This window comes from Arthrobacter celericrescens, assembly GCF_003614925.1.
Classification (GTDB): domain Bacteria; phylum Actinomycetota; class Actinomycetes; order Actinomycetales; family Micrococcaceae; genus Arthrobacter; species Arthrobacter celericrescens.
Genome location: NZ_QYLP01000045.1, coordinates 47,617 through 63,723, shown reverse-complemented (window position 1 = coordinate 63,723; position 16,107 = coordinate 47,617). Strand labels below are relative to the sequence as shown.

Genomic DNA, 16,107 nt, shown 5'->3' with positions numbered 1-16,107 from the left:
CACGTGACTTTACCCCTGCACCACGCCCACGGAAATCCGTCCAAGCTCCGGCTCTTCACCTCAGAGTCAGTCACCGAAGGGCACCCGGACAAGATCTGCGACCAGATCAGCGACGCGATCCTCGACGCCCTCCTTGCCGCCGACCCGGAGTCCCGCGTCGCGGTGGAAACCATGGCCACCACGGGCCTGGTGCATGTTGCCGGTGAAGTCACCACCGACGCCTACGTCGAAATCCCGCAGATCGTCCGCGAGACCATCCTGGGCATCGGCTACGACTCCTCGGCCAACGGCTTCGACGGCGCCCGCTGCGGCGTGTCGGTGTCCATCGGCCAGCAGTCCAACGACATCGCCGGCGGCGTCTTCAACTCGCTCGAAGCCCGCGAAGGCCGCCAGGAGGACGACTACGACCTCCAGGGTGCCGGCGACCAGGGCATCATGTTCGGCTACGCCAGCGATGAAACCCACTCCTACATGCCCACCCCGATCTGGCTGGCCCACCGCCTCTCCGAGCGGCTCACCGACGTCCGCAAGAGCGGCGAATTGGCGTACCTGCGGCCGGACGGCAAGACCCAGGTGACCGTCGGGTACGACGGCGACCGTCCCGTCTCGGTCGAAACGGTGGTCATCTCCAGCCAGCATGCCGAGGGAACCAAGCTCGAACTCCTGCGCGCCGACCTTGCCGAGCACGTCATCAAGCCGGTGTTGGAAGCTTCCGAGCTGGACACGTCCCGTGCCCTGAACATCCTCAACCCGGCCGGCGCCTTCGTGATCGGCGGCCCGGTGGGCGACGCCGGCCTCACCGGCCGCAAGATCATCGTGGACACCTACGGCGGCTTCTCCCGCCACGGCGGCGGCGCCTTCTCCGGCAAGGACCCGTCGAAGGTGGACCGTTCGGCCGCCTACGCCATGCGCTGGGTCGCCAAGAACGTGGTGGCCGCGGGCCTGGCCCGGCGCGCCGAGATCCAGATCGCCTACGCGATCGGCCAGGCGCGCCCGGTGGGAACCTATGTGGAGACCTTCGGCACCGAAACCGTCGATCCGGCCCGCATCAGCGAAGCCATCGCCGAGATCTTCGACCTGCGCCCCCGCGCGATCATCGACGCCCTCGACCTGAAGCGTCCGATCTACACCAAGACCGCCGCCCACGGCCACTTCGGCCGGGACGAGCCGGACTTCACCTGGGAACGCCTGGACCGCGTGGCGGAGTTGAAGGAATTCTTCAACGCCTGACCCGGCCGCCGGCGACGCTGCACTGAAAATGTCAGTGCCCCTTGCTTTGCTGGTGCCAGCAAAGCAAGGGCCGGAGCCGGAGGACAGGGGGTGACCACGATGGGCGAGGACGGATTGTTCCCCCTGGCCGGGAACCCTTCCGCTGCGGCGTCGGCACGCCAGCCCTCCCTGCTGCAGGGATTCCCCGCACAGTCCGCCGCGGGCGGCCCCGAGCCGGCAGCGGTGGATCCCGTGGCCGCGGTGCTGATTGAATCTCCGTTGCCGCACCTGGACAGGCCCTTCGACTACAGCGTGCCCGCCAAACTGGCGGATTCCGCGCTGCCCGGCGTCCGCGTCAAGGTGCGCTTCAACGGCCAGGAACTCAGCGGCTACATCCTCGAGCGGAAGGGATACGACCCGGGCGGACCGGCGCTCGTTCCCCTGCTTAAAGTGGTTTCGGAGGTCCCGGTGCTGGGCCCGTCCCTGCTGGCCCTCGCGTCCGCCGTCGCCGGCCGGTACGCCGGAACGCTCAGCGATGTGCTGCGCACCGCCATCCCGCCCCGCGTTGCCGGCCTAGAGAAGGGCTATCTCGCCGGGGACGAACTCCACGACGCCCCGAAATCGGGCACAGAAGGGGAACAAATCACGGCCATCCGGCGCGATACCGCCGGAAGCTGGGCCTCCTACGGCAACGGCACCGCCTTCCTCCAGCACCTAGCGGCTGGCGGATCCCCGCACGCCGTCCTCACGGCCGTGCAGGGCTACGGCCCGGACGGCTGGCCCCGCCTGGTAGCGGCGGCCGTCGCCGCCGTGCGGTCCTCGGGGCGGGGCGCGGTCGTCGTCGTTCCGGACCACCGGGACCTTGACCGCATGGAGCAGGCCCTCCTGGAGGTCCTCCCCGCCGCGGATGTCGCGCGGCTCACCGCCGAGGACGGCCAGACGCCGCGCTACCGGAGCTACCTGAGGCTGCTCCGCGGCGACGCGGGAGTGGCTGTCGGCACCCGCTCGGCGGCGTACGCGCCCGTGCAGGACCTCGGCCTCGTGGTGTGCTGGGACGACGGCGACGACCTCCACATCGACCAGCGCGCACCCTACGCCCACAGCCGCGAGGTCCTGTTGCTGCGCAGCGAACAGGAATCAGCGGCCTGCCTCATGGCCGCGCACAGCCGGAGCACCGAACTGCAGCGTCTGGTCGGCACCGGCTGGGCAGTGCCGGTCGAAGCCCCGCGGCCTGTGGTCCGCAGCAGGACCCCGCGCGTCCTGAACACCGCCGACAGCTTCGAACAGGAGCGGGACCCCCTGGCCCGCATCGCCAGGCTGCCCGGAGCGGCGTGGCGCGCCGCGAAGGAAGGGCTGGAACGCGGACCGGTGCTGGTGCAGGTGGCGCGTGCCGGTTACGCCCCGTCGCTGGTGTGCGAGGACTGCCGGGAACCGGCGCGCTGCACCAATTGCCAGGGGCCCCTCGCCGTCACGGGGCCTTCCTCGCCGCCGCAATGCCGCTGGTGCTCCACTCCTGCGCCCGAATGGCACTGCAGGCACTGCGGCGGACGGCGGCTGCGGCGCGGTGCCGCCGGGGTGCTGCGGACTGCCGAGGAACTCGGCCGCGCCTTTCCGGGGAAGACGGTCATCACGTCGTCGGGAGACCAAGTGAAGGCCAGGGTCGGAACAGCGCCTGCGCTGGTGGTTGCCACGATCGGCGCCGAACCCGTGGCCGACGCCGGCTACGCGGCGGCACTGCTCCTGGACGGCGCTTCATTGCTCCGGCGTGAAAACCTGCGCGCCGGGGAGGACACCGTGCGGCGCTGGTTCAACGCGGCCGCCCTGGTCCGTCCGGCGTCCGACGGCGGGCTGGTGGTGGTCACCGCTGACGACAGCACGGCCACCGGTGCCCTGCTGCGCTGGGACCCTGCCGGCTTCGCCGCCCGGGAACTGGCCCTGCGCCAGGAACTGAAACTGCCGCCCGCGGTACGCGTCGCTTCCGTGACCGGGCCGCGCGCCGACGTCGTGCATTTCACCGGTGCCCTCGGCCGCTCGCTGGAGCTGCGCGCCGTCGGGCCGTCCCCGCTCTCGGTGTCGGCCGCCCGGCAGGGAAGCCAGCCCGAGGAGGCCGACGTCCGCACCCTGCTGTTCATTCCCTACGGCCAGGCGGCGCAGGCCACCAAGGAGATGCGCGCCGTGAAGGCCGCGAGTGCGGCGAAGCGGACCGCGGGCCCCGTGCAGCTCAGGCTCGACGGCGTGGACGTGCTGTAACCGAAGCGCTCAGCGCCGCTTCCGGCCCCGCAGGGCCACGACTTCTTCCGCCACGGCGAGCAACTGCCGGGCCGAATCCTCCCAGCTGAAGTCAGCTGCCCGCTCCACCGAACGGCGCGAGCGCTTCTGCCAGAACTGCGCGCCCTGCAGTTCCTGCACCGCGGCCGTGAACGCGGCGGGCGAATCCGGGTCCACATAGCTGGCGGCGTCGGAGCCCACTTCCCGGAAGATCGGGATGTCGCTGGCGATCACGGGGGTGCCCAGGGCCATGGCCTCGACCAGGGGAAGTCCGTAGCCTTCGGCGCGGGACAGGCTCACCAAGGCGGTCGCCTTGGCAAGCAGGTCGCTGTATTCCCCGTCCGTGACGCCGTTGTGGAAGCGGACGTCCGCCCCGGCGGGCACCAGGGCCTCGAGTTCGGCACGGCGCTGCGGGGTGATCCGGCTGAGCAGGTGCAGGGTGAATCCGGGAAGGCCGGCCATGCCTCGGATCATGGTGTCCACGTTCTTGTACGGCATGAACGAGCCCATGTAGAGCAGCGACTTGTCGGCACCGGCCTCCGGGTCCCGCGGCTGCTGGCCCGGCTGCGGTGCGTTCCCGACGATCCGCACCGGCCGCCTCGTCAGGCGGTACTTGGCCATGAGGGCTTCGGTGGTGTGGCTGATGGTGGCCACGACGTCGGCCCGGTTCAGCAGGACCCGCTGTGGCCAGAAGGCTTTGTGGTAGAGCCGCCACAGCAGCCGCACTGGCGCGGGCAGGAAGCCCGGGGGAGCGGGGTGCTCGTAGTAGATGAGGTCGTGCAGGGTCAGGACGAGCCCGTACTTACGGCCCAGGGTGCCCATGGTCTGCATGGGGCACACCACCACGTCTGCCCCGAGCTTGTTGACCTCCCGGGCCACGAAGAGCTCCATCGGCGAGAGCGGGCTGTTGACGAGCACATGGGGCACGTCCGGCAGCAAGGCCAGCTGGCGCGTATCGCTGATCAGCATGGTCACGTCGGCGATCTTCGCGGTGGCCGCGATGAGGCTTGAGCCGTAGCGGCTGATCCCGTCGTGGTGGTCGGTCCGGGTAAACCGGGCGTCGATGACGATTTTCACGCGGGATGTTCCTCCAGGAAGGTGCGGATGGCGGCGGCTGCGGGTTCCGGCGTCTCGTAGTGGATCAGGTGCCCGACGCCGGGAATCACCACGAGGCGGCCGTCCGGCAGCGCTTCCAGCAGCTTGTGCTGCGCGGGCAGGGTGGCAATCTCGTCCTTTTCGCCGGCGATGAGCAGGACCGGCAGCCGCAGCCGGGGCGCCGCCTCGGCCACGTGGCTGGACACCGAGGCCTTGAACGATTCGAGCAGGCTGTTCCGGTCCGCGAAGGCGGAGAAGTAGGCATCGTGCTGGGCGTGCACGAATCCGCGCAGCGGCTTGTCGCGGGTCTTGGCCATGGTTTCGCTCATGACGCGCACGATCAGCCGGTTCCGCAGCAGGGCCAGGCCCAGCCGCCGCGGCAGCCGTGCGGACAGCTGGTAGTAGAACACGGCGAGCTTGGTCATCAGGCCCTTGGGGCCCTCCAGCGCGGGGAGGGCGATGGGGTTGATCAGCACCAGGGGAGTGACGGCGCCGGGGTGCGCCGCGACGAAATGGCTGGCGATGATGGAGCCGAAGGAATGCCCCAACAGCACAGTGTCGCGTCCGAGGCCGAGGGCGGCCATGAAGTCGGAGATGAACTTCCCGTAGCGCTCCACGGTGTGCTCGTCCCGGGCGAAGGCGTCGGAACTGCCGAACCCAGGAAGGTCCGGAACAACGATGCGCATCTCCGGCAGCATGTCGACCACGCGCAGCAGCCCGTGGTGGTCGCCGCGGAACCCGTGGATCACCAGGATCGTGCGGGTGGCGGGTGTGGCGCGGACCGGTTCGTAGGACCAGTAGGCGACAGTGCCGCCGTCGAGCTCCAGGTCCGAGGCGCGGGTCCGTCCGGCGAGGGACGGGCTGAAGAACGCCGCCTGCGGGTCCGGTGCGGGGCCGGAGCGGCCGGTGTCCAGTTGTTCCATGCGTAGGATCCTAAGTCGGCTGGGGGTCTAGTTGGCAGCGCTCTTCATGGGCGGCGCTCTTAGTTGACGTTGTCCGGGTGCGAGCCCGTGCGGTGGTGGCGTTCGAGGGAGGCCAGGCCGTCCATGTCTTCGGCGGGCAGCTCGAAGTCGAACACTCTGAAGTTTTCCTCGATGCGGGAACCGGAACTCGCCTTGGGGATGACGATGTTGCCCAGCTGCAGGTGCCAGCGGATCACGATCTGGGCCGGCGTCCTGCCGTGCTTTTCGGCGAGCGCCAGGATGGCCGGGTCCGCCAGCACGTGGCCGCGGCCGAGCGGGCTCCAGGCCTCGGTGCGGATGCCCAGCTGCTCGTGAAGGGCCCGGAGTTTGCCCTGCTGCAGCCACGGGTGGAGTTCGATCTGGTTGACCGCCGGAACCACTTCCGCGGACGACATGAGGGTCTCCAGGTGCGCGGCCTGGAAGTTGGAAACGCCGATGGCCCGGACACGGCCCTCGCGGTAGAGGGTCTCCATGGCCTTGTAGCTTTCCTGGAACAGCCCGCGGCCGGCGCACGGCCAGTGGATCAGGTAGAGGTCCACGTGGTCCAGGCCCAGCCGTGTCATGGACTCGTCGAAGGCGCGCAAGGTGGAGTCGTAGCCCTGGTCGTCGTTCCACAGCTTGGTGGTGACGAAGATGTCGTTGCGGGAGAGCGAGTGGAACTCCTCCCCGGACCCGCCGGTGTCTTCAAAGCCGTCCGTCGGGGCGAGCGCACGGCCGATTCCCTTGCCCACGCCGGTCTCGTTGGCGTACATGGCGGCCGTGTCGAAATGGCGGTATCCGGTGGCGACGGCCGTTGACACCAGCCCCGCGGCGTCGGCCGGGGGGACCTTGTACAGACCGAACCCCAACTGGTCGATCAGGACGCCGTTGTTGAGGCTGAGGCGCGGCGAGGGTTTCATAGCAAAGACTCTACCTATCCACCGGGCTCACGCGGAGTCACCGTAGCTCACCAAGCGTCGCGCCGTGGCTTCGTCCACGATGAGTTCGGTGGCGAGCCGCGCCGCGAGCGCCCCGCGCAGCCCGTCGATCTTGGACGCGCCGGACACGACGCAGATGCGGCGCCTCACCTCGCGCAGCTGTTCGTGGCTGGGCCCGGTGCTCCTTTCGTTCAGGGTGATCCCGTCCGAGGAGCCGTCGGCGCGGAAGAACACCGTGGCAACGTCGCCCACCACGTCCGAACTGGCGAGCAGCTTGAGGTCGTCCTCGTCCAGGTAGCCGCCGGCGTACACGTGGCTCGGATACGAGGAGTCGACGGACCCGACGCCGAAGATCGCGATGCTCATCCGGTCCTGGAGGTCCAGCACGCGCCGCACGCTGCGCTCCTTCCACATGGCGGTTTTGGTGGAGGCATGGTCGAAGAACGCGGGCACGGGGAACTGCTCCACGCGGGCGCCGTAGGCGATGCCGAAACGGCGCATGATGTCGCTGGCATAGGTGATGCCGGTGGTCTGCATGTTTCCGGCGCCGTTGAGCTGGACCACGACGCTGTCGTGCGTGATCTTGCGGGTCAGGTGCCGGCTCACGGCGCTGATCGTGGCGCCCCAGGCGATGCCGATGATTGCGTTCGAATCGACCAGCGGGCCGATGGTGCGGGCTGCCTGCATCGCCACGCGGTCCAGGGCTTCGGCCTCGTTCAGGGTGTCCAGCACGGGGACCACATGGACGTCCACGTCGTACTGCTCGCGGATGAGCCGTTCCAGCTCCGGGGCCGTGTCCAAGGGGCTGCGGATCTGGATCTGCACCAGCCCGGTGTCGCGGGCGGAGGACAGCAGGCGGGACACAGTGGAGCGGGAGGTCCGCAGCTCCCGTGCAATCGCGTCCATGGTGAGGTCCTGAAGGTAGTACATCTGTGCCGCCCGGAGCGCGTCCGAGTGTCGTGACCGTGGCATCCCAACTCCGTTCTGCACGTTTGTGCAAATAGCTTGATTTCATTTTCCACGATTTCGAAGAATGGGTGTGCAAGATGCGCCCGGCGTGATGCGGCGCACAACCCCCAGCCCCAGGAGAGCAGTTTTGGGACACACCACGAACACCCCTTCCGCAGCAGGCGAGCGGGCCTCGGCAGCAGCACTGCGTACCCGTCCCCACGCCCGGGTCCTGGTCATCGGCGGAGGCATCAACGGCGTCGGCACCTTCCGCGACCTGGCCCTGCAGGGCGTGGACGTTGCCCTCGTCGAACGCGGTGACTTCTGCCAGGGCGCCAGCGGCGCGTCCTCGCACATGATCCACGGCGGCATCCGCTACCTCGAGAACGGCGAGTTCCGGCTGGTGCGTGAGTCCGTCGTCGAACGCAACCGCCTGCTGAAGATCGCCCCGCACTACGTCAAGCCGCTGCAGACCACCATCCCGATCTTCAGCACCTTCTCCGGCGTCCTGTCCGCCCCGATGCGTTTCCTGACCCACAAGCAGGGCAAGCCGAAGGAGCGCGGCGCCTTCCTCATCAAGCTCGGCCTGAGCCTGTACGACTCCTTCTCCCGCGACGGCGGCAGCGTCCCGCGCCACCAGTTCCGCGGCCGGGACGCGGCCCTGGCCGAACTGCCCGCCCTGGACCCGAAGGTCAAATACACCGCCACCTACTTCGACGCCTCGGTCCACAACCCGGAGCGGCTCACCCTGGACGTGCTGCAGGACGGCGTGAAGGCCGGCGCCGGGAGCGCGTTCGACGGCGGTTCCGCCCGGGCCAGCAACTACGTCTCGCTGGTGTCGATGGCCGACGGCGAAGCCCGCCTGCGCGACGAACTCACCGGCGGGGAATTCACCTTCCGGGCCGACGTCATCGTCAACACCACCGGTGCGTGGGTGGACCTGACGAACAACTCGCTCGGCCAGCCCAGCACCTTCATGGGCGGCACCAAGGGCTCGCACATCGTGCTGGACCACCCGGAGCTGCTGGCCGCGTGCAACGGCCGGGAGATCTTCTTCGAGCACACGGACGGCCGGATCGTGCTGATCTACCCGATGGGCGACCGGGTCCTGGTGGGAACCACGGACGTCAACGCGGACATGGCCGAGGACGCCGTCTGCACCGAGCAGGAGATCGACTACTTCTTCGACTTGGTGGGCAAGGTGTTCCCGGCTATCCGGGTCGACCGCAGCCAGATCGTCTACAGCTTCTCCGGCGTCCGGCCGCTGCCCCGCCACGACGACACCCAGCCGGGCTTCGTCTCCCGCGACTACCGCATCGAGCGGAGCGTCCCCGGCGGGGCGGGCTCCGCCGTCGTCCTCTCCCTGGTGGGCGGCAAATGGACCACCTTCCGCGCGCTGGCCGAGCACCTCAGCAACGACGTGCTCGCCGAACTGGGCATGGAACGCAAAGTCTCGACGGCGAAACTCGCCATCGGCGGCGGCGCCGGCTTCCCCTCCAGCGAGGACGGCGAGCAGGACTGGATCAAGCGGCACGTGTCTCCGGGCTTCGGCGCCGAGCGGGTGGCCGGGCTCCTGGCCCGTTACGGCACCCGCGCCGAGGAGGTCCTCGGCTACCTGAGGGCCGGCCACGACGAATTGCTGCGCTCCACCCACGAACTGAGCGTCCGGGAACTGGAGTTCATGGCCGCGCACGAGCAGATCGGCCACCTCGTGGACGTGCTGATCCGCCGCACTTCCCTTGCCTTCCGCGGACTCGTCACCGGGGAATTGCTCAACGAACTGGCCGACGTCCTGGCCGGACCGCTGGGCTGGGACAAGGCCCGCAAGGCCAACGAAATCCGGCACGCCCAGGACGTACTGCAGCGCTTCCACCGGGTCACGGTACACAGCCTCGTGTACTGACGCGCGCGTGGAATTCGGTTCCCGCCCATCCGGCGCGGGAACCAAGGCGGGGGTGCCCGTGCAGCACGGACACCCCGCCGCCGGCCGGCTCCACCCCGCCGGCCGGTATGAGAAGAGCGTTGCGGCCCGCAGAACCCGCGGGGCCGCAACACCTGAAATGAGGAGTCAAAGATGTCTCTTGGAATTGTTTTCCTGTCCGAAGTCTTCGGCACGGCGATGCTGACCCTGCTTGGCTGCGGCGTCGTGGCCAACGTGGCCCTGAAGGGGACGAAGGGCAACAACGGCGGGTTCCTGATGGTCACCTGGGGGTGGGGCATCGCCGTGTTCGCGGGTGTTTTCGTTGCCGCCAAGTCCGGTGCCCACCTGAACCCCGCCGTCACCCTCGGCCTCCTGGTGAACGGCAAGGCCGAATACGCCCCGGGCGTCGCCGTGGACTTCGCCTCCACGCTGACGTATTTCGGCGGCGAACTGCTCGGCGCCTTCCTCGGCGCGGTGATCAGCTGGCTGGCCCACAAGCAGCACTTCGACGCTGAAACGGCGGCCGCCAACAAGCTGGGCGTCTTCTCCACCGGCCCCGCCATCCGCACCCTGCCCTGGAACCTGGTCACCGAAATCATCGGCACCTTCGTGCTGGTCTTCGTCATCCTGACCTTCGGCGGCACCCCTTCGGGCTTGGGCCCGCTGGCGGTGGCCCTCCTGGTGGTCGGCATCGGCGTCTCGCTCGGGGGCCCCACCGGCTACGCCATCAATCCCGCCCGTGACCTCGGCCCGCGCATCGCGCACGCCATCCTGCCCATCAAGGGCAAAGGCTCCAGCGACTGGGCCTACTCCTGGGTTCCCGTGGTGGGTCCGCTGATCGGCGGCACCCTCGCCGGCGTCGTGGCCCTCTGGGTTCCCATCATTGCCACCGTGGCCAAGTAGTCTCCAAGCAACCAGACAGAACAGAACCGGAAAGACAAGGACGTCATCGTGAACCAGTACGTAATCGCCATTGACCAGGGCACCACCAGCTCGCGCGCCATCGTGTTCGACCACGCGGGCAACATCGTCTCCACGGGCCAGATGGAGCACGAGCAGATCTTCCCGCAGGCCGGCTGGGTGGAACACAACCCGGCGGAAATCTGGGACAACGTGCGGGAGGTCATCGGCTCCGCACTGTCCAAGGCGAGCCTGACCCGCCACGACATCGCCGCCGTCGGCATCACCAACCAGCGGGAGACCGCCGTCGTCTGGGACAGGAACACCGGCGAGCCGGTCTACAACGCGATCGTCTGGCAGGACACCCGCACCCAGCCGATCGTGGACGAACTGGCCGCCGACGGGGGAGTGGAACGGTTCAAGGAGAAGGTGGGCCTGCCCCTGGCCACCTACTTCTCCGGTACCAAGATCAAATGGATCCTGGACAACGTCGAGGGCGCCCGCGCCAAGGCCGAGGCGGGGGACCTCATCTTCGGCAACACCGACGCCTGGGTGCTCTGGAACCTCACCGGCGGGCCCGACGGCGGCGTGCACGCCACGGACGTCACCAACGCCTCACGCACCATGTTCATGGACCTGGAAACCCTGCAGTGGGACCAGGACATCCTGGACGTCTTCGGCGTTCCGGCGTCAATGATGCCGGCCATCCTCTCCTCCTCCGAGGTGTACGGGCAGGTGCACAGCTCCCAGCTGCTCCGCGAGGTGCCCGTCTCCGGCATCCTCGGCGACCAGCAGGCCGCCACCTTCGGCCAGGCCGCCTTCCAGCCCGGCGAGGCGAAGAACACCTACGGCACCGGCTGCTTCCTGATCTTCAACACCGGCGAGGAAATCGTCCACTCGAAGAACGGCCTGCTGACCACCCTCGGCTACAAGCTGGGCGACGCCAAGCCGCACTACGCCCTGGAAGGCTCCATCGCCGTCACCGGTTCGCTGATCCAGTGGCTGCGCGACAACCTTGGCATGATCTCCACCGCCCCGGAAGTCGAAACCCTCGCCGCGGCCGTCAAGGACAACGGCGGCGTGTACATCGTCCCGGCCTTCTCCGGCCTGTTCGCCCCCTACTGGCGGGCCGACGCCCGCGGCGCCATCGTGGGCCTGACCCGGTTCGCAAACAAGGGGCACATCGCCCGAGCGGCGCTGGAGGCCACCGCCTTCCAGACCCGCGAGGTGCTCGACGCCGTCAACGCCGACTCGGGCGTTCCGCTCAGTGAGCTGAAGGTCGACGGCGGCATGGTCGCCAACGAGGCGCTCATGCAGTTCCAGGCGGACATCCTGGGCGTTCCCGTCGTCCGCCCGAAGGTCGTGGAAACCACGGCCCTCGGCGCCGCCTATGCGGCGGGCCTCGCCGTCGGCTTCTGGAAGGACCTCGGTGAACTGTCCGCGAACTGGGGCGAAGACAAGCGCTGGGAGCCGCAGCTTCCGGTCGAAGAGCAGGAGCGCCAGCTGCGCCTGTGGAAGAAGGCCGTCACCAAGTCCATGGACTGGGTGGACGAGGACGTTAAGTAGGTCCAGCCTCCGTTGAGGGAGGCCGCACCTGCCCCGCCCGTCCCCAGCTGCTCCCAACGCTCGCAAGCTCGCGCTGGGGCCCTCGCAGCCGGGGGCCCATCGCGGTGCCCACCACACCCGGGCGAAGTGCGGCCTCCCTCAACGTTCCGTAGCCAACGTCGCAAGCGCCCGCCGGAAGCCCGCTGACGCACGCGAAGGCCGGGGCGGCAGTTACCGCCCCGGCCTTCGTCGCACCTACCGGTTCTCGGACCGGTTCACGGACCGACCGTGGCCGGGGCGGTTTTCGCGTAGACGCTCCTGCTGACCTCGTAGCCGCGGGAGTCCTGCTCGAGCGCCTGGGCATTGACCTGGTTCAGCTGGGCCGCGGTCAGCGTGCGGATGCTGACGAGGTCCATGAATTCCTGGTCCGTGCCACCCACAGCGGTGACCTTAACGAGTCCCGTGCCCGCCGAGTAGAACTTGCGCTGGTGCCCCTCTTCCGGAGGGTCCAGGGGGTTGTACTCGTCGATGACCAGGACGTCGTTGTAGCAGCCGGTCGGCACGCACACGTGCTGGTCCTTCAGGATGACGTTGCCGCAGTCCAGGAAGCCGACCTTGGGAGCGTGCGCCTGGACATAGTCCGGGGCCCTCAGCGAAGGACGGGCCGGCATGGCGATCCCGGCCTGCGCCTTGGCGAGGCCATGGATGAAGGTGCTGGGCGCTCCGATGAACTCGCCGTTCTCGTACTCCTCCGGATACTCACCGAACAGCCACACAGTTCTGTCACTGCTCTGTGCGAAGAATGCCAGCTCTGATTCCTGGAGCTGACCGTCCTGGTAGTCACGGTCCCAGAGCACCCGGGTCGTGACGCCGTCGATCTCCTTGGTCAGCCCGGTGACGGTGTGGACCACGGAATGGCTGTGGACGCCGTCGGCCGAGGTCACCGTGCCGGTGGTCGTGAACTGCATGCCGGGCACCAGCGAGAACCACTTGTTGCTGATCTTCGTGGGCTGCGGGAAGTCATCGGACGAGTAGTTGATGGCGGAGCCGGGTCCGCACAACTCGGCTGGCGCCGGTGCCGCATTGGCGCTTGCCGCGGTCACGACTGACAGCGTGGCCGCGACCAGCAGCAGCACCGATGTGCCTGCTGTGATCCGGCGGCGTCGATGGAGCATGGGGATTCCTTTCATGTGTGCGAAGGGCGTCAGGCGGCCGGAACCGGCTCGGGCTCCGGGCGTGGCCGCCGGCGCTGCTTCGGCTTGGCGAACCGCAGGTAGAGCGATGGAACGATGAACAGGTTCACGAGCGTCGAGGACACCAGGCCGCCGAGGATCACCACGGCCATGGGATGTTCGATCTCGTGTCCCGGGAGGCTGCCCATGACCACCAGGGGAACCAGGGCGAGGGCCGTTGCGAGCGTCGTCATCAGGATCGGCGAGAGTCTTTCCGCCGCGCCGCGCATGACCAGCGCATGGCCGAACTCCTCGCCCTCCTGCTGCTCCAGGTGTTGGAAGTGGTTGACCAGCAGGATGCCGTTCCGGGCGGCGATGCCCATCACCGTGAGGAAGCCCACCAGCGAACCGAGGGACAGGATGCCGCCACCCAGCAGGGCGGCAAGGATGCCGCCCACCAGTGCCACGGGGAGCGTCAACATGATGAGCGTCGCGAGGCGCCAGCTGCGGAAGGCGGCCTGCAGGAGCAGGTAGATCGCGATCACCGCACCGGCGGCGAAGATCAGCAGCCGCTGGGACGCAGCCTGGCGTTCGGCGTACTCACCGAGCACCACGGCGTGGAAGCCGGTGGGGAACTCGATCGTCGCGAGGCCGGCGTTGAGCTTCTCGACGACGGCGGCCAGGTCGCCTTCCTTGACGTTGGCGCTGACGTTGATGCGGCGGGTCCCGTCCGTCCGTTCAATTTGGTTGGGCGTCGGCTTGACCTGCACCGAAGCGACGTCGCCAAGCCGGATCTTCTGGCCGGAGGGGGTGTCGATGGGCAGGCTTTCGATGCTGCTGACGCTCGTGCGGGTTGACGGAGGACTCCAGACCTGCACGTCGTAGGCCTTGTTGTCGCGGAAGATGTCGCCGGCTTCCTCGCCCCCCACAAGAGTGGCGGCCACGCGCCGGACATCGCCGGGCTTCAGGCCGTACTGATTGGCCTTTGCAAGGTCCACCTGCACGTCGATCTGCGGCACCTCGACTTGGAGCTCCACCTTGGCGCCCAGGGCGCCTGGCACCTCGGCCAGGATCTTCTTGACCTTGTCTGCCTGTGCCCGGAGCACCGTCAGGTCGTCGCCGTAGACACGGACTACGACCGCGTAGCCGCTGCCGGTCAGGACCTCGCGGATGCGTTCCTTCAGGTAGGTCTGAACGTCACGCTTGATGCCGGGGTAGCCTTCCACGACCTCCTGGATCGATGCCAGGGTTTTGTCGTAGTTGACCGCCGGGTCCACGCTGATCCAGTTTTCGCCGAAGTTCACGCCCACCACCTCGTCGGCGGCGAACGCCTGCCCGATGTGGGAGCCGCAGTTCCGAACCCCGGGGATAGTCATGAGCTCGTTGCACGCGGCTTGGCTGACCCTGACCTCCTCGGCATTGGACGTGCCCGGTTGCGTGATCCAGTGCATCAGGAAGTCGCGCTCCTTGAACTCGGGGAGCAGGGACTGCCCCAGCAGGGGCGCAGTGACGAAACCGGCGATGGCGAGCACGCCGACGGCGGCGTAACCCGGGACGGGATGCTTCACGGCCGGCTGCAGGGCCGCGTGGTACCAGCGCTTCAGCACCCGTACCACCGGCGGGTCCTTGTCTTCCAGCGGTGCATTGCGCAGGAAGATGAAGGCGAGCGCGGGCGTCACCGTCAGCGCGACGACCATCGAGGCGAGCACGGCCAAGGTGTAGGAAGTGGCCAGCGGCCGGAAGAAGGCGCCGGTGAGGCCGTCCAGGAAGAAGATCGGCACTGTGGCGGCGATGATGATGAGCGTCGCGTAGACGATCGGACCACGGACCTCGATGGAGGCGTTGACCACCACGCGCGCCGTGCCGGAGCCGTCGCCGTGGGCCCGGTGCTTGCGCAGCCGCCGGACGATGTTTTCGACGTCGATGATGGCGTCATCGACCACGACTCCGACGGCGATCACCAGCCCGGCCAGCACCATGGTGTTGACTGTGCCGCCGGTCCAGTAGAGGACCAGCAAGGCGGCCATGAGCGACAACGGGATGGCCACGACGCTGACGAAGGCCGTACGCCACTGGAACAGGAAGAGGCTGAGCACCAGGATGACCAGGAGGCAGCCAAAGAGGAGCGCCAGGCTGAGGTTGTGGATGGATTCCTCGATGAACGTGGCGGGCCGGAACAGGGTGGTGTCCACCTTGATCCCGCTCAGGCCGGGTTCGATTTGCTTGAGTACTTCCTCAACGCCCTTGGTTACCTCCAGGGTGTTGCCCCACGGGAGCTTTTCCACGATCAGCATGATTCCCGGGCCGCCGTCGATCACGGCGTCGCCGATCAGCTGCTGGTGATCCTCGACCACGTTTGCCACGTCGCCAAGCTTCAGCGCACCTCCTGGCCGTTCCTCCAGGGTGACCTGGGCCAGGTCCGCCGGGGTGGTGATGGCCTGGACGTGCCGAATACTGAGGCTCTGGCTGGGGGTCTCCAGGGCGCCGCCGGTGCCAATGAGCGAACCGGGGGTGTACTGAAGGAGGCCTGAGTCGAGGGCTTCGGAGGTCGCTGTCATGACCGTCTCGAGGCTCACCTTGTGTGCCTTCATCCGGACGGGATCCGCCTGCACCTGGAGCATCTGGAGCCGCTCACCCCAGATGGCCACGTTGGCCACGCCGGGGACCCGGAGCAGGTGCGCCCTGATGTTCCAGTAGGAGATCATCGACATTTCCATGAGTGACCGTGTGTCCGAGGACAGCCCGATCTTCATCGCGCGGCTCGTCGAGGAGAGCGGCTGCAGCATCACCGGCGGCGCGGCCCAGGTCGGAAGTGTGGGGATGACCGTGGCCATCCTCTCCGACACGAGCTGCCTGGCATTGAGTTGGTCGGTGCCCGGCTTGAAGAGCAGGACGATGGAGGACAGCTGCGACACCGACTTGGATCGCAGTTCGTCCAGCCCCTCGATGCCGTTGAACGCCTCTTCAAGCGGCACCGTGACGAGTTGTTCGACCTCGGAGGCGGTCAGGCCAAGGCAGGCCGTTTGGATTTCGACGCGCGGCGGAGCGAACTCCGGAAACACGTCCACGGATGCCGTGCTCAGCTGGGCGCTGCCCACCACCATGAGCACCGCTGCAAGTGCCAGGATGATTGAGCGGAACCTCAGGCTGGCGGCAACAATGCGGCGCAT

Annotated in this window: 11 protein-coding genes; 5 read left to right on the top strand and 6 right to left on the bottom strand. The window is 68.1% G+C overall.

What is annotated here, in order from left to right; all coding sequences use genetic code 11:
• The first annotated feature begins 3 nt into the window (after nucleotides 1-3).
• On the top strand, nucleotides 4-1,230 hold the full coding sequence (metK, locus tag D3654_RS10415) for a methionine adenosyltransferase (RefSeq protein WP_120521425.1): 1,227 nt from the start codon (nucleotides 4-6) through the stop codon (nucleotides 1,228-1,230).
• Between the two features lie 99 nt (nucleotides 1,231-1,329).
• On the top strand, nucleotides 1,330-3,459 hold the full coding sequence (locus D3654_RS10410) for a primosomal protein N' (protein WP_205571781.1): 2,130 nt from the start codon (nucleotides 1,330-1,332) through the stop codon (nucleotides 3,457-3,459).
• Between the two features lie 9 nt (nucleotides 3,460-3,468).
• On the opposite strand, the gene D3654_RS10405 is transcribed toward D3654_RS10410, so the two are convergent.
• The 4 genes from D3654_RS10405 to D3654_RS10390 are packed head-to-tail and all read right to left on the bottom strand — an operon-like array spanning nucleotide 3,469 to nucleotide 7,423.
• On the bottom strand, nucleotides 3,469-4,554 hold the full coding sequence (locus D3654_RS10405) for a glycosyltransferase family 4 protein (protein ID WP_120521424.1): 1,086 nt from the start codon (nucleotides 4,552-4,554) through the stop codon (nucleotides 3,469-3,471).
• Nucleotides 4,551-5,495 carry an alpha/beta fold hydrolase gene (locus tag D3654_RS10400; protein ID WP_120521423.1) on the bottom strand — a complete coding sequence of 315 codons (945 nt, stop codon included), beginning with the start codon at nucleotides 5,493-5,495 and terminating at the stop codon, nucleotides 4,551-4,553. The genes D3654_RS10405 and D3654_RS10400 overlap by 4 nt, the downstream gene beginning before the upstream one ends.
• A 59-nt stretch (nucleotides 5,496-5,554) precedes the next feature.
• On the bottom strand, nucleotides 5,555-6,433 hold the full coding sequence (locus D3654_RS10395; protein ID WP_120521422.1) for an aldo/keto reductase: 879 nt from the start codon (nucleotides 6,431-6,433) through the stop codon (nucleotides 5,555-5,557).
• A 27-nt stretch (nucleotides 6,434-6,460) separates the two neighbouring features.
• A complete protein-coding gene (locus D3654_RS10390) occupies nucleotides 6,461-7,423 on the bottom strand; it encodes a sugar-binding transcriptional regulator (RefSeq protein WP_120521421.1) in 963 nt (320 codons plus the stop codon).
• A gap of 88 nt (nucleotides 7,424-7,511) precedes the next feature.
• On the opposite strand from D3654_RS10390, the gene D3654_RS10385 reads away from it, so the two are divergent.
• From D3654_RS10385 to glpK, 3 genes are all read left to right on the top strand, one after another.
• Nucleotides 7,512-9,302 (top strand): glycerol-3-phosphate dehydrogenase/oxidase, encoded by a 1,791-nt coding sequence (locus tag D3654_RS10385; protein ID WP_120521420.1) that lies wholly within the window; start codon nucleotides 7,512-7,514, stop codon nucleotides 9,300-9,302.
• A gap of 171 nt (nucleotides 9,303-9,473) precedes the next feature.
• The gene (locus tag D3654_RS10380) at nucleotides 9,474-10,223 is read left to right on the top strand and encodes an MIP/aquaporin family protein (RefSeq protein WP_120521419.1); all 750 of its coding nucleotides are present in this window, start codon (nucleotides 9,474-9,476) and stop codon (nucleotides 10,221-10,223) included.
• 48 nt (nucleotides 10,224-10,271) lie between these two features.
• Entirely contained in the window at nucleotides 10,272-11,786 is a 1,515-nt protein-coding gene (gene glpK, locus D3654_RS10375) for a glycerol kinase GlpK (RefSeq protein ID WP_120521418.1), read from the top strand.
• Between the two features lie 254 nt (nucleotides 11,787-12,040).
• Here the strand turns inward: glpK and D3654_RS10370 are convergent, their stop codons facing one another.
• Together D3654_RS10370 and D3654_RS10365 are read right to left on the bottom strand one after the other, a co-directional pair.
• Complete coding sequence (locus D3654_RS10370) at nucleotides 12,041-12,940, bottom strand: hypothetical protein (protein WP_120521417.1); 900 nt, start codon at nucleotides 12,938-12,940, stop codon at nucleotides 12,041-12,043.
• A 29-nt stretch (nucleotides 12,941-12,969) separates the two neighbouring features.
• Nucleotides 12,970-16,107, bottom strand: coding sequence for an efflux RND transporter permease subunit (locus D3654_RS10365; protein WP_120521416.1), 3,138 nt, complete (start codon nucleotides 16,105-16,107; stop codon nucleotides 12,970-12,972).